Source organism: Shewanella sp. SM101 (genome assembly GCF_025654465.1).
GTDB lineage: Bacteria > Pseudomonadota > Gammaproteobacteria > Enterobacterales > Shewanellaceae > Shewanella > Shewanella oncorhynchi.
Window position 1 is genome coordinate 1 of the sequence record NZ_JAKKRH010000073.1, and the last position, 14,341, is coordinate 14,341.

A 14,341-nucleotide genomic window follows, 5' to 3' on the forward strand; every position below is an offset into this window, starting at 1 on the left:
CATCTTCACCATTACATGATCTGGCAACCGATTTGCCGCTGCCAACCGCCATATGTTCAGCAACGACGGTTAACCTTGCCGCTCTTCGTTTATCACCTAGCTCAGCATGATGAAAGTGATCGGCTGCCCATTGGCTCGGGTTAAAAATTGACATGGAAAATGGTGAAGTAAATGAATTTGCATGATCAGATCATCGGCAGTCAAGAGAGTTCCGTTTTTTTACTAATTATTTGTGTAGAAGAGACAGCTCTAAAACCGTGGCCAATTTTACTTGACCACTACATTCAGCGGCTTCTAATGGAAAAGGCTCGCAATTGATTGCAATGGGAGCATCAAGATCAATTCCAATCAAACCCATAAACTTATATCTCATCGGCCAAGTCCATCACTCCGCTCCAATCGGATATATTTTTAGCTCAGCCTCAAACTATATCATTGAGGGAGAAGTTAATTTTACACCGAAGAAAAACGAAAAATATCTTATTAATGGGAGTTTAAGTGAAGATTACTCTGCGGTATGGATAGAGGATATTAACGGAAATGTTGTATCAAAAGTTATTGAGAAAAGAGGCCTATCTCATGTTTCAATAATTGACTCAGGTCTTCAACCCAAAAAGATAGAACTTTCAAAAAAAGAATTATTCCTCAAATTGGCTAGCGGAGAAAGTGAAAACTTGGTTGTTTCAAAACTAGGCAAGCCGGACAAGGTTACCAAATATGGTGGAAATTTCCTGATAGAAAAACCACCTAGCGTAACCTATCAGTATGAAGGCCTTGGAAGTATCCAGTTCAGTGCACAAAAGTCAGCAGCTCTCTTTATCGAACGAGTGACCCCAAACATTGAATGGTCAGATGATATATCATCAATAAAAATGCAGTTAAACAGCACAGGAGCAACATTACAGAGTTTAGCCAAAGGCTATTATCAACAAGATCATATCAAAATAGAGGTGCTAGATTTATTTGCTGAAAAAATCTGGACTGAGAAAAAGAATGAAGATCCCTACGTGATCGATGCAGTTTCTTGGCTTTGTAAAGTGTTAGCCAAAAGCAATAACTCACGCTACAGGTCAATATTACAAAATATTGCAACTGAGGCAAACGAAAATAAACTACGAAAACATGCCAAAAATAGCTTAGACCTATTACCAGTCACGGATGTTGAACAATTCATTCCAACGGAAAAAAAATTTTACTGAAAATGAATTAAAACGTGTTTGTGCCTAGTGTTAACTAGGCTTTTATATTTAAAGTTGTAAATACTAAACCTTATTTTAGTACAATCTCACGTCAATTTTATATTGAGTTAATTGGCAGTGATTCTATGTATTTTAATTATGTCGTCAGCAAACATAGACTTGCCACTGACTTCTTTGGGGGGAATGTTAAAAGTAGCAATCCAAGACAAGCCGCTGAAAACCTGTTCACCTTTAGTGGCGACCTGAAGGTCAAGTATGAATTTAACAATGATCGAAATGGGCATTTTGCATGCAGAGTAGACCGATCTGCTCTTGGGATAAAATAGCGCATTCTAACGCGCTTTTGGAGTTTACACGGCTAAGTTCCTTATCGGTCAGTCGCGTAATCACCGTCGAATAGGCATTGGTTCGACCACAATCGAGCCAAATATTCCCCACTTGTACCCAATAATGCTGCACTTGCCCTGAATCGGAGATAAACTCGACTTCAAATCCCCTCGCCTCACATTCATGGTGAGCGCACTCAGATAGGACCAATCTCAAGTTGTCCCAAGCCGATAAATTGACTTCGGCATAGGCCGTTAATAGTGACTCAACAAATTGTACATTCATGTATTTATCTCCGTTATTTAACCTGAACTCGGGTTATTTACACAGTAGAGATTGAATCCTTAATTTCTATCATCGAACAACTAAGCTTGGGTCTTTGCCGCCATTAAATAATAATCTCTTGCCGAAACGGTGAAAAAATCCACAACCTGCATGTGCGCTTTACCCGAGTGAGCGGCAAAGGAACGTTCATTATCTTCAGCAATAAAGGTCAACATATAGCTAAAATGCGGAGCAACTTGGCGACGAATTTCATGGACTAATGCCTCGAAAATCCCTTGCCCACGGTAGGCTTGCTGCACCCATATCGGCCCGTATTGGCAAGAATTGACCTTAGTTAATTTAGGTCCATCCCAATCGAGTTGCCCCAAACGATTCAACAAAGTGCGGTAAATGGGCCAATGTTCGAAAAAAACCCAACGGCCTGCAATCACGTAACCGACGATCTGCTGCTCAACCTGCGCCACTACAATCCAATGGTGCTGCACTAATTCGCTCAATTCACTGTGGGAAAAAGCTTGCCCTTGTAACCCCATACTGGCGGAAGCTAATTCATCATTAAGATGTTTTTTCTCTAGCATCGCTAATAAATCAACATCTTGAGGTAAGGCTAGTCTAATTTTCACAGTGTTCTCACAGCATTATTTCGGCTTTGGGCCCAATTTCAGCCCGCCAGTATACTCGGTTGGGTTAATAGGCACAGCAAGAACAAGGCAATATTTAGGGCTTTGATTTGCTAAATATCCTTTTATTTCCCAAACTTAATGGATATTTAGCCATAGTTAGGCGTTTGTATGTTGCCAGAAACCATTAATCCCAACTTGAGTTTACTTGATACCGATAATCAACAAGTCAATCTCACACGCTGGATGCACCAATGTGAGCTCATCAAAAGCTATTACAACGCCAACACGGTTTTCATATTCCAAAAAATCAGTGCAGGGTTTGAAATCATCGTCAGTTCAATCACTGAAACACCGCAATTTACCGCAGGCACTTTATATCCCCCAGCACTCGAACTCTTCAAACAGATACAAAACAGCCAACCTGATGGTTTATATCAAAACCTCGGCAGCTTTATGTTAGAGGATTTACCAAGGGATTTTGATGGTATTCAGCATATTCTCTCACGTCCTATCGCTTGGCCGGATGGTAGCCAATTTGGTGCCCTGTGTGTACTCAACCCGCATATAACAGAACCACTAGTCAATGCCGCTATGCTCGAACCGTTTCAGATATTGCTGCAACAGGAATTATCTCTGCTTTGCCAGAACCATAGAATTGAATCCCTTTCGATGCGCGACCAAGAAACCGGCATGCTCAATCATTATGGTTTTTTGATGATGGCGCCAAGACAGCTCAATTTAGGCCGCCGCTTTGGCGCCCATGCAGGTATCATCTTCTTTGAATTACTGAGCACGGATAACACTCCAATACCACTCGAAAATAATCACCACAGACTGTTAGGCAAGTTAATCCAAGATACGATAAGAACCGCTGACGTTGCCGCCCATTACAACAGCACTCAATTTGTGGTACTTGCTTTTGTGGATGGTGAACGGGATGTTCTACATATTATGAAGCGAGTAGAAAAGCAGCTAGAACAACAAAACCATCAGCTAAAACTCGATGTGAGCTACAGTTTTTTTACCCCAGAATCCAGCGCCAAACTTGCACCTATGATGGAACTCGCGCGGGGCAAACTCGATTCAATGCGCCCACCTGTATCCCAAGCCGCAGACACGCCAGTAGAACCCGCCATTGACTCAAGCTTGTACGATAATCCCGCCGCAGATTCGGCAGAGCTTTGATTTAATGAAATTTAGACTTAATTAGACAGTACAAAATTACTTGGAATGCTCATCTTGGCGCTTCGCCCATTGGATAAACAGCACCACAGGATAGGGCGACATTAAGACCAACCCTAAACCAATCAGACTTGAGATCAATAACATGCCGCTTATCTCTAGACTCCATTGCGTCAACATATAAAACCCAAGTCCACAAACTAGCATCAATACACCTAACCAATGTAAAAACTTCAACAAATTCAGAGTACTTTTAAATGAGCCTGTCATATAAACCCCTTTAGATCTTACGAAAAACTTGTCACACTATGGCCATAATCATGGAAAAAGGAACCGCAACGATGTTAAAACAAACATTCATTTTAGGTGCATTACTCTTAGGCATCACCGCCTGCCAAAGTGCCGATATAGCACCAAATGATACTATTCCATTAGAAGGCCGCTGGCACATTGAAATGGTTCAAGGCCAACCGACTATCGATTACAGCCCAGCGCAAATTACCTTTGAGGCCGAAGGTAAATTACATGGCAACAACAGCTGCAATAACTTTTTCGGTCAATATACTCAGCAAGGCGAAGAGCTTAAGCTATCTCCTGCCGGTAGCACAATGAAAGCCTGCGTGGATGCCCTAATGCAGCAAGAGCACAAAGTGATGCAAGCTATGCCATTAGTTACCAAAGCAAAATTAGTGCAAGGCCGACTTACCTTACTTAACAGCGACGACAAGCCAGTGTTAGTGTTAAGCCAAATGAAGTAACCATAAAACTTGTCAGCATAAAAAACCGCCAATGGCGGTTTTTTAGTTAACGAACTAGCAATAAAAGCTCCCTATGCTTTGACACTCTTAGCCGCTGCAATTTCGAGGGCGATATTCTGTTCGGCTATTACGGCGCTTTGATCTATGTCGGCATTATAATGCGCCATATCCAACTCATCTTCAGACTTTGCAATGACAGTCGTCGTCACTAAGTCACCAGAGACGTTTACCACAGTACGCACCATATCTAAAATACGGTCAATTCCCGCAATCAATGCCACCCCTTCTAAGGGAAGCCCTACGGTTGTGAGTACTAAAGTCAACATCACTAAACCCGCACCGGGCACACCCGCAGTACCAATAGAGGCCAACGTCGCCGTTAAAATAATGGTGAGATAATCGACGACAGTCAGGTCGATACCAAACGCCTGTGCCACAAACAGCACTGTGACCCCTTGGTATAATGCTGTGCCATCCATATTGATTGTTGTGCCTAGCGGTAATACGAAGCTAGAGATTTTCTTATGAACCCCCAAATTTTCACTCGCACACTTCATACTCACAGGGAGCGTGCCCGCAGAGCTCGATGTGGTAAACGCCACTAACATGGCATTGCTAATCCCTTTAAAAAACTGCAGCGGGCTTAACTTTGCAAATCCGCGCAGTAAAAAACTATAGAATCCAAGCACATGAATAATACAGCCAAGATACACAGCAATAATAACTTTGATCAGTGGCCAAAGCATATCAATCCCATACTCCCCCGCTACCCAAGCCATTAGCCCAAATACACCGTAGGGTGCGAGCTTCATCACCATGTCGGCCATTTTATACATGGCCTCAGCTAAACTTTCGAACACTTTAATTGCAGGTTTGCCATGCTCGCCAATCAGCACTAAGGCGATACCTAAAACAATCGCAAATACTATAACTTGCAAAATTTGCCCGCTTGCTAAAGCCGCAATAGGGTTCGTCGGCACTATGTCGATCAAAGTATCGACTAAAGAAGGTATTTCTTTGGCAGTTTGAGTCGCGCCTTCTGCCAATGACAAACCTAAACCAGCACCGGGTTGAAGAACATAACCGACAATTAAACCGATAGTGATCGCGATAGCCGTGGTAAAGAGATAAAACGCAAAAGATTTAAAACCAATACGCCCCATCTTGTTCGTATCTTGCATCGAAGTGACGCCCACAATCAGTGAGCAAAACACCAATGGCACAATCAGCATCTTAATGGCATTAACAAACAAGGTGCCTATCGGCTTTAAGTGAGTCGCTTGCTCGCCGAAGATGATGCCCACTAAAATACCTAGCACCATACCGATAACAATTTGCAGCCACAGCGGCACTGACATCCAGCGAGACCAAACACGGCCTAATGCTGACGACTTTTGTTTTGTCATATTGATAACCTTGAATTCGAAACTATGATGGGGCAAAGACCAAAACTAGCGCGCTAGTTTCTCAGTCTAAATGGGGCAATCGCCGAGTCTAGCAGAGGGGTTTTAATCGAGAGATGATCTGGGTCACGTTGAGCTAAACCGCCTTAAAATCAGTAATATTAACCAAACCAACTTTGTTAAATTGGCCGCCGAGATGTTAGTTTTTCTGCTTAAGCATCAAAATATTCTGTGACTTTTTTTGGTGCTATTTGCTGACGATAAAGCGACGCAGGCGGTTGCTCACGCTCAATCAAATAACTCCAATAATCGTCATCAAAACCACTGAAAATAAAGTCGGACTTACCGTTAGCTTTTAAGACCAACCACCACCAAACTAAACCCCATAAACCGAAGCTCAACAGCGTTAAAATAAAATGCAGACGATGATTTATCTGTTCATCAGCAGCAATATCATAGACGGGTAAAATTTTAAGTTTATAGCGGCGAGTAGACTTAATAAATCCCATCATTAACTCACTTAGTTCAGCGAAAGGACACTAAAGATAAGCCTAGAAGATAAGACTTTAGTCGTACAAATATCCACAGTAATAAATAATATCAGTGCCTAACCTGCCACTGCCAAACTCGTTATCCCTTGTCGTTCCATGATAAAGTGAACCACAAAATGTTGTTTACTAAACAAGAGCGGTATTGCCAAATAACCGCCTAGGAGTTGTAGTATGTTGATTCGTAAAGCTAAGGCTCAAGACCTAATCGCCTTAGTGCAGTTTAATCAGGCCATGGCCCAAGAAACCGAAGGCCTAGCCTTAGATGAAGCGACACTGACTCGAGGTGTGGGCACGCTACTTGAGAGCCCGCAAAAAGGGTTTTACCTGGTCGCTGAAATCGCAGGTGAGCTAGTCGGCTCACTCATGGTGACATTTGAATGGAGCGATTGGCGTGCGAAGGATTATTACTGGATCCAGAGTGTGTATATTCGCCCGAAAAATCGTCGCCAAGGCATCTATGCCAAACTCTACAGCGAAGTCAAACAACTGGCCGAAGCCAATGGTGGTGCCGCCAGCTTCCGTTTATATGTCGAGCAAGAAAATCTCGCCGCACAGCAGACCTATCAAGCGTTAGGGATGAAGCAGAGTTACTACTTAATGTACGAAGAAAAATAAGCGATTCAAATGTTATACGTAATAAAAAAGGATCGGGCCAATGGCCCGATCCTTTTCTTTTTACGACTCACGATTCACATTCAAACCGCGTTCCTACTAAGATTAAAACTTAACGAAAGAAGCCAAACAGAATAGCCGTCATTGCCAATAAACCCGCTATAACCACGAAGATATTGCTGATGCGACCACGGTGCGCTTTTAATGCTGGCACTTTGTATACAGCGTACATAGGCATCAAGTACAGGATAGCCGCGATAATTGGGCCACCTAAAGCTTCAATCATATTCAAAATACTTGGGTTTTTGATTGCCACGGCCCAAATCGTCACAAACATAAACACCAGAATAAATTTGTTGATTTTTTGCTCTGAAATGCCTTTTTTATTCGTGTCTAACTGCTTAACAATAATCCCCTTCATGCCTTCTGTCGCGCCCATGTAATGGCCAAAGAAAGAAGACACAATCGCGATAAAGGCGATTAATGGACCAAAGTAGCTCACAAAACCACTTGAATGCACGTTGGCGAGATAAGACAAAATCGGCAGATTCTGAGCTTTCGCTTCGGCCAATTGTGCTGGCGATAATGACAGCACACAAGAGAACACAAACAACATCACAAAGCCCACTAACATCATGGAAGTATTACGTAAAATAACATCAGCTTTGCGAGAAGCATTCGCGCCATGGTCACGTTTCAATGACACAGAAAACTGTGAAATCGCTGGAGAATGGTTAAAGGCAAACACTAAAACTGGAATCGTTAACCAAACTGTGCCTAAAAATGCACCCGCTTCTGGTACAACGAGTAAAGCATCCATTTTCCATTCAGGGATCAGGTAGATAGACATAAAGGCCAAAATACCCACCAGCGGATACACCAGAAGTTGTGTCACTTTGAGCATGAATTTCTCACCTGCGACCATTACAGCCATCATACCGAGGATCAATACACCCGATAGAATGAAGCGTGGTGGCGATGCCATGCCTAACTGATTGACGATAAAGCTATCAACAGTGTTGGTAATACCCACACCGTAAATTAATACAATCGGGTAGATAGCAAAGAAATACAGTACGGTAATGGCTTTACCCGCACCAACACCAAAATGCTCTTCAACTACTTGAGTAATGTCGCTACCAGGAATGCTTGATGAACAAACAAAACGAGATAAGCCACGGTGGGCAAGATAGGTCATAGGACCAATGATCACTGCCATTAACACAAGAGGCCAAAAGCCGCCCATGCCCGCATTGATAGGTAAAAATAAAATTCCAGCGCCAACGGCAGTGCCGAACAAACTCAACATCCAAGTCGTGTCTTGGCGAGTCCAAGGTAAGTGTTTCGTTGAATCTAGATTCTGTGTGCTTTGAGGTGTTCCAAGAACACTGGTCGCATCTTTTTGCATATAAAAGTTACCTTACGGTGTGACTAGCATAATAAATTCGCGCTAAGGATAACCAAAAAAAGCCCATAAAAGTTGATCTGACACGGCTTTATGTAAGGGAATTTCATAATAAACTGATATTGAGATCTAGATCGCTGATTTAATGTAATAAGTTTTCAATGCAGCATCAAAACATATACATAAAAAGCCACTTAAAAATACAAGATATTCACCTCAAGCCAAATCCAGTGACATTGCATAAGCGCCGAGAAAAACAGCTAACCGGACATGTGTCACAAAAATCAACAAAACAAGACGCGTCACAGCATACTCACGTCTAAGGTAGATCAAGATCACAGTCGTTAATGTTAAATTTTTACAAATCGCTATCAGTCGTAAACACGCATAAAAAACGGCTCATCCGGATTCAACTCCGAAGTGAGCCGCTAACGATTAAAGCGCAAAATCTAACTTATGGTTTTTGTAGTGTCAGCTCAGTTGTCGACACTACAGCTGGGGCTATGTCAGCCTCTTTGAACAACAAAGGACGGAAGCTTTTAGCACTCGAGTACAAGATACTTTGATCGGCAAACGCAGGCGTTAAGATATTACTCGACTCAGAGTAAGTTAAAATCCCCCGCGCCACAGGCCCCTCGTCGGTAAAGTTCACCGCCATCATCCAACTTGACCCGTAACGCACTTGGTATCCTTTCGCCGTTAAGCCAGAACTCATCGCCTTACCAGTGACCACATCCATCACAGCAGCGTATTTGTGTTGCGGGATCAAAGTGTCATCACCCGACAAACTGGTTGAAAACACGTTGAATCCACCTTCAGCATTATGGCTACCCGGCCAAGGTAAACGCGACCCGCTTGGCGTTCCATCTGGCAGCGATTTCTCTACAAATTGCACATCCCCCAATGGCGCATCTAAGGCAAAGCCTGCGGCCTCAAGGTTAAGCGCACTGTGAGCCAAGGCCTTTAAGGCACTGCCATCCGTAGTCAAGGTTTTAGGTGCCGTTGCCGCATTAGCGGGATCGAATCCTTGGGTCAACATGGTTGTTTGGCTGAATAGATGGGCAAATTCACGTAGTAAAGCACCACCTTTACTGTCGTTATCTTGCTTACCGTTCCACGCCTTTAAAGCCGCACAAGCCGAAGAGATATCCTTAGATAAACTCGCCGACACCACCACAGGTGTACTGCCTTGGGCATCACACTGGGCAATCAAGTCAGGCAGCACTAACTCGGCGAGATAACTGCGATTCGACAGCACAGCCGCTTCGAGTTCTTCCAAGCTGAACTTGCCATCAGCCCCCGCGGCATCCTGCATTAAACTCAAGCCCATCCGTGTCCGCAGTGATAGCTGTCCAGCCTCTGCGCCGTACATAGGCGAGAAGTAAGTCAGCGGTTCATTCAAGTTAGTCGACCAAAAGGAGTCATTGGAGTTTTGCACAAAGTCGCTGCGCTCAAGCTTGGGCGCACGCTCATAGGGCGTAGGACCATCGAAGCTAAACAACGAAGTGTTACCGGGTAAAATCGTAAATCCGGCTTTTGCCTTAGCCGCTTTAATATCCGGTGAGGTTTTTAACAACACAACTGCCGATTCAGATAATCCTGGCACAGTTGAGTCGTCGATATAAAAAGCATTGCCCTCTTTATCGGCGTACATAGTGTTATTGAAGATGACACCATCGTAGTCCTTAAATGCCTGTTGGAACTCTTCTTTGTTCGTCGCCATGTTCATGGCTAACCAATGGTCAACAGGGTCCATAGTCCCCATATTGGCATCTTGGATCATAAAGGCACTGCCATCATCCCAACCAAAAGGCGCTAAAGCAGGAGGAGCTTCGACCATAGGGCCTTTGGCCGTAGTATAAATATCTTTCTCGGCGACCAGCATGCCCGCAGGACCTGCATTCACTAGAACCGATACTGTCTCTTTGGTGATCGGCATAGGTTTACCATCAAACAAATACTGCATCCGATCACCCGAGACTAACTCAAGGTTATACATCACAAAATGCTCAGCGGTAGAGAAGGTATGAGTCCAAGCGAGATCTTTATTGAAACCAATATTAATCGGTCCAGGCATACCCACTAACGAGCCGCCCATCATATCTAAATGCCCTGGGATCGTAATATGGGATTGCCAAAAACGCAGGTTACCCGTATGCGGGAAATGCGGATTACCTAGCACCATGCCCTTACCATTTTCGGTTTTATCCTTGCCTAAACCCCAACCATTTGAACCTAAATCGCGGGGATTGGTTTCTGGTGTCGTGATACGAGCCGCGCGGGCAATCAACTTAGACTGCATATCGGCCACAAACGCAGTTTGGTCTTGGCTAGGCGCGGGCCCAACGATACGCGGCATGTATTCCTGTGCATCTCCTGGGTTAGCGTAAAAAATCAGATCGAGAAAGTTAGCTGCGCCCGGTAATAAGGCGATAGAAAACAAATAAGTCACCACATCTTCTGGCACTATGGGTTTCACCCAAGGCTGACCGCCACAGAAAGGTTCTGCCGTTTGTGTGCCCGCTTCGACATCAGCAAGATATTGGTTATAACCAGAGGTAAAACCTTGGATAAGTGCCCGAGAGTTTTCACTAAATTTCGGCCATTTTTCTTCGGCTTGCGCTCTGATCTTTAACGCTTTATAGGCAAAATCTGAGATAAGGTTACCGTTATCTTCCGCCGTAGGTTGACCCGTAGTGAAGTCAATCGACGCATGGGGACCAAAGTACATAGAACGCTGTGAGTTCGCCTTGATAAAACCATCGGCTAATACACATAAGTTGTCCTGTGCCTGCGCATAACCACTACCAAAACCTAAACTTTCTAAGTTGTCTGCTTGGATATGCGGCACGCCATAGGTAGTACGGCGAATACTGGCTTTGAGTAAACCATTGGGGGCAAAAGCTTGCAGTTGAGTTTCAGGTTCGGTAGGCGTAGTGCTATCTTCGCTATCGTTACAGCCGGTCAGTATTACACCGCAGGCCATTCCCATAGCAATCACGAGTTTGTTGAATTTCATTATTATTATCTCTTGGTTTTGGTTCCTTCAATGACATAGCCTTACTGCCTATTCCAGCCCAAATTACTGAAGGAGCAATAGTTGCATGTCGCTTCCTAGTCCCTAAGGCTGGCTATTGCCTCCCCTACTGTTGGCTTTTTTACTGAGCTTCGCCGACGACTGTGGCAGAATAGAAAACCCAAACGCTTAGACACCTCAGACCATTTAAGCAATGATTCAAACAAGCGTCCACATTAAAATCCAAAATAAATAACTTATATGCAACAAAACATTATTAAGATAAAAGTGGGTTCTAAAAACCCTGTAAAAATCAACGCGGCAACTAATGCCATGGCACAACTGTTCCCTGACAGCATTATAGAAGCCTGCGGCATGGATGCGCCTTCAGGTGTTGCGGCGCAGCCAATGACAGATCTCGACACTCGCCAAGGGGCGATCAATCGGGTGCGCTATTGTCAACAGCAGGACCCGCAAGAGACTAAAGCCGACTACTATTTTGCGATGGAAGGCGGTGTCGATTGTTTCGACTTTGGCCCAGCCACATTCGCCTATATCGCTATTGGCCATAAAGACCAGCTTGCCATTGGCCGCAGTGCAATTTTACCTTTACCAATGCAAGTTTATCGGGCATTAGAAGCGGGAGAAGAACTCGGGGATGTCATGGATAGGTTGTTCAATACAATCAATATTAAGCAAAAAGGCGGTGCCATAGGTTTACTCACCCACGGCCATGCGACCCGTGAAAGTAATTACACCCAGGCGATTATTCTCGCCATGGCGCCAATATTGAATCCTGATATTTACACAGTAGATTGTTAGTAATATGTTGCAAGAGGAATTAAAGCCCGCTAACTTAGTTGTGACATGCAACCAAACCTATTCGACTATGGCTCAAACAGACGCACCATTGGCTCAAGATCCCGCGAAGCCTGTGACTCAAACTAAGCAAACGACTGAGTCAGGCTCATCCGCCCAACTCAGGCATTTGTCTCGCTATCTGGTGAGAAATTTAGGCATGCTCAACGCCGCATTTGGGGATTTACCCCTTTCGCCCGTGCAAGCCCATGCTCTGTTTGAGATAGGCAAACAGCCCCTGACCATCAAAGAGCTTGCAAGCAAACTCAGCATTGATAAGTCCAATGCGAGCCGCGCTATCAAGCATTTGATCGATAAACATCTTGCCCAGAGTCAGGTGCACCCACGGGACAGTCGCTGCTTAGTTGTGCAACTGACACCTGCGGGTAAGAAATTACTAGTTAAATTGGATACTCAGCAAAATCAATTATTCCAAGGGATCTTAGCCCAACTGACTCCATTGCAAACTTCACAAATCGAAGAGGCCCTCGTGTTATATAACCAAGCCGTACATAACGCCAAGCAGCAAAGTGGTTGTCACATTCGCCAAGCCACAGCCCAAGATGATGCCGCAATTGCCAAAGTCATCCGCGATGTTTCGGCCGAATACGGCTTAACCGCAGATAAAGGCTATAGTGTGGCGGACCCGACCTTAGATTGCCTAAGCCAGATTTACTCCCAAGCGGGCGCCAACTATTGGATTATTGAATTAGAGGGCCGCATTTTAGGCGGCGCCGGTATTGCGCCTTTAGCTAACAATGATGGCGTCTGCGAACTACAAAAAATGTACTTTATGCCAGAAATCCGCGGCAAAGGACTCGCAAAACGCGTAGCGTTAATGGCACTCGATTTCGCCCGCGAAACGGGTTATCAAAGCTGCTATTTAGAAACCACCGCTGTACTAAATGAAGCCGTAAAACTCTATGAGAAATTAGGCTTTGTACATCTGTCGGCTCCCCTAGGGAACACAGGCCACGACGCCTGCGAAATGCCGATGCTGCTAGATCTTAATCAATAGGATATAAAGCAGAATTCCAATCAAAGTAACAATGCCAAACATGTCATCATGCAACTTGTTTGGCATTATCAATTTGTATCAAAAAATGTTATTCAAACAGGATCATTTTAATTATCAGTCTTAGGGCATAGTTTTTCTTAACTTAAATGCATTAAAATATGGCAATTTTACCTCACTCAATCTTTAATAAATTGAAAGGTGTTTGATACCATTTTGTTAACGGCATTAAATAGGGAACATTATGCTCAGTTGGATTTTTAGTGATAAGAAACTCACACTTCGGGAAGTGTGCCTAGATAACACGCTTTCGACCTCGGCTAAAATAAAGAAAGTTGATCAATTTCTTGCCGATAGTGGAGATCTCAACTTTATTGATCTCAATGTTTCACCCTGCAATATATTAGTTCCACTATCTTGCAGTCCTCAGTCCGATTTAGTGCTTATAAAATACTTGCTCAGCAAAGGCGCTAAAATCGAATGTAATGGTTTCAGTGCTTTGCATTCGGCTATTGAATATAACAACCCTGAACTCGTTACCCTATACCTAGACTCTGATGCCAACCTTTACTTTCAAAATCAATACAATAATTGCTGGCTCAACTATCTATTTCATCCTAATCCGCAGTATATCTATCAGGATCATCAACGTAGAGATATGATCGATCTTCTACTTACAGCTAAGTTAGACATCAATAAACCGGTGAGCTTTTGGACCAATGGTGAAGTAAACCACCCGCTAGAAATATTATATGATGAACGAAGTAAAGATCTATTCCTGCATATCATTAATAAAGACATCCCATTAGAAATAGGTAAATTAAGTCTAATTGAAAATATTATTTCCTCGAGCGGATTCCTGTCTCTTGATCAGATCTCATAGCGTTTTTCCGGCTTCAAAAAGGGCTTTGGCTAATCGATAGCCCTTTACTTGAGCCTGAAGATCATCCCATCCTTCCCAAATCGTGGTCCAGCTAGCCATTCCCGTGCGCTTGCTATCATTAAAGCCGCCTAATTTCGCCAGAGACTGATAGGCCCACTTCATATTTGGTGCCTCTTTGCCTTTGTGCGCCCTTGGCTTGTAGAGCGCCATCAGTACTCGCCATT

General features: G+C 43.8%; 15 protein-coding genes and 1 pseudogene. 7 read left to right on the forward strand and 9 right to left on the reverse strand.

The genetic code is table 11. The annotated features are described in order from the left end of the window. On the reverse strand, positions 1 to 154 hold a 154-nt coding region (locus L5M38_RS24625), incomplete at its 3' end, for a transposase DNA-binding-containing protein (protein WP_411569315.1). A 160-nt stretch (positions 155 to 314) separates the two neighbouring features. Between L5M38_RS24625 and L5M38_RS22705 the strand changes: the two genes are divergently transcribed. Further along, complete coding sequence (locus tag L5M38_RS22705) at positions 315 to 1,199, forward strand: hypothetical protein (RefSeq protein ID WP_263180405.1); 885 nt, start codon at positions 315 to 317, stop codon at positions 1,197 to 1,199. A 261-nt stretch (positions 1,200 to 1,460) separates the two neighbouring features. Here the strand turns inward: L5M38_RS22705 and L5M38_RS22710 are convergent, their stop codons facing one another. Both L5M38_RS22710 and L5M38_RS22715 read right to left on the reverse strand, forming a co-directional pair. Continuing rightward, positions 1,461 to 1,811, reverse strand: coding sequence for a hypothetical protein (locus L5M38_RS22710; protein WP_131525100.1), 351 nt, complete (start codon positions 1,809 to 1,811; stop codon positions 1,461 to 1,463). Between the two features lie 80 nt (positions 1,812 to 1,891). Further along, on the reverse strand, positions 1,892 to 2,434 hold the full coding sequence (locus L5M38_RS22715) for a GNAT family N-acetyltransferase (RefSeq protein ID WP_263145251.1): 543 nt from the start codon (positions 2,432 to 2,434) through the stop codon (positions 1,892 to 1,894). 168 nt (positions 2,435 to 2,602) lie between these two features. On the opposite strand from L5M38_RS22715, the gene L5M38_RS22720 reads away from it, so the two are divergent. Continuing rightward, a complete protein-coding gene (locus tag L5M38_RS22720) occupies positions 2,603 to 3,619 on the forward strand; it encodes a GGDEF domain-containing protein (protein WP_263145254.1) in 1,017 nt (338 codons plus the stop codon). Between the two features lie 36 nt (positions 3,620 to 3,655). Here the strand turns inward: L5M38_RS22720 and L5M38_RS22725 are convergent, their stop codons facing one another. After that, a complete protein-coding gene (locus L5M38_RS22725; protein ID WP_028759411.1) occupies positions 3,656 to 3,886 on the reverse strand; it encodes a hypothetical protein in 231 nt (76 codons plus the stop codon). Between the two features lie 71 nt (positions 3,887 to 3,957). Here L5M38_RS22725 and L5M38_RS22730 point away from each other — a divergent pair, with 71 nt between their 5' ends. Further along, on the forward strand, positions 3,958 to 4,374 hold the full coding sequence (locus L5M38_RS22730; RefSeq protein WP_113939802.1) for an META domain-containing protein: 417 nt from the start codon (positions 3,958 to 3,960) through the stop codon (positions 4,372 to 4,374). A 71-nt stretch (positions 4,375 to 4,445) separates the two neighbouring features. On the opposite strand, the gene L5M38_RS22735 is transcribed toward L5M38_RS22730, so the two are convergent. Both L5M38_RS22735 and L5M38_RS22740 read right to left on the reverse strand, forming a co-directional pair. Further along, positions 4,446 to 5,780, reverse strand: coding sequence for a dicarboxylate/amino acid:cation symporter (locus L5M38_RS22735; protein WP_263180407.1), 1,335 nt, complete (start codon positions 5,778 to 5,780; stop codon positions 4,446 to 4,448). Between the two features lie 209 nt (positions 5,781 to 5,989). Then, the gene (locus L5M38_RS22740; protein WP_113939800.1) at positions 5,990 to 6,286 is read right to left on the reverse strand and encodes a hypothetical protein; all 297 of its coding nucleotides are present in this window, start codon (positions 6,284 to 6,286) and stop codon (positions 5,990 to 5,992) included. A gap of 213 nt (positions 6,287 to 6,499) precedes the next feature. Between L5M38_RS22740 and L5M38_RS22745 the strand changes: the two genes are divergently transcribed. Next, on the forward strand, positions 6,500 to 6,943 hold the full coding sequence (locus L5M38_RS22745; protein WP_105250107.1) for a GNAT family N-acetyltransferase: 444 nt from the start codon (positions 6,500 to 6,502) through the stop codon (positions 6,941 to 6,943). Positions 6,944 to 7,052: 109 nt separating this feature from the next. Here L5M38_RS22745 and L5M38_RS22750 read toward each other — a convergent pair whose 3' ends face one another. Beyond that, positions 7,053 to 8,348, reverse strand: a complete 1,296-nt coding sequence (locus L5M38_RS22750) for an aromatic amino acid transport family protein (RefSeq protein WP_028761640.1) — start codon at positions 8,346 to 8,348, stop codon at positions 7,053 to 7,055. A 451-nt stretch (positions 8,349 to 8,799) separates the two neighbouring features. Further along, positions 8,800 to 11,364 carry an acylase gene (locus tag L5M38_RS22755; RefSeq protein ID WP_263180408.1) on the reverse strand — a complete coding sequence of 855 codons (2,565 nt, stop codon included), beginning with the start codon at positions 11,362 to 11,364 and terminating at the stop codon, positions 8,800 to 8,802. A gap of 258 nt (positions 11,365 to 11,622) precedes the next feature. On the opposite strand from L5M38_RS22755, the gene yjjX reads away from it, so the two are divergent. The 3 genes from yjjX to L5M38_RS22770 all read left to right on the forward strand — a co-directional run bounded on the left by yjjX (position 11,623) and on the right by L5M38_RS22770 (position 14,117). Further along, positions 11,623 to 12,183, forward strand: coding sequence for an inosine/xanthosine triphosphatase (yjjX, locus tag L5M38_RS22760; RefSeq protein ID WP_263180409.1), 561 nt, complete (start codon positions 11,623 to 11,625; stop codon positions 12,181 to 12,183). A gap of 4 nt (positions 12,184 to 12,187) precedes the next feature. After that, entirely contained in the window at positions 12,188 to 13,237 is a 1,050-nt protein-coding gene (locus L5M38_RS22765; protein ID WP_263139518.1) for a bifunctional helix-turn-helix transcriptional regulator/GNAT family N-acetyltransferase, read from the forward strand. A gap of 241 nt (positions 13,238 to 13,478) precedes the next feature. After that, complete coding sequence (locus L5M38_RS22770) at positions 13,479 to 14,117, forward strand: ankyrin repeat domain-containing protein (protein ID WP_263180410.1); 639 nt, start codon at positions 13,479 to 13,481, stop codon at positions 14,115 to 14,117. On the opposite strand, the pseudogene L5M38_RS22775 reads toward L5M38_RS22770, so the two are convergent. Next, positions 14,112 to 14,341 (reverse strand): annotated as a pseudogene (locus L5M38_RS22775) (IS4 family transposase); the annotation flags it as partial. The gene L5M38_RS22770 and the pseudogene L5M38_RS22775 sit on opposite strands and share 6 nt — an antisense overlap.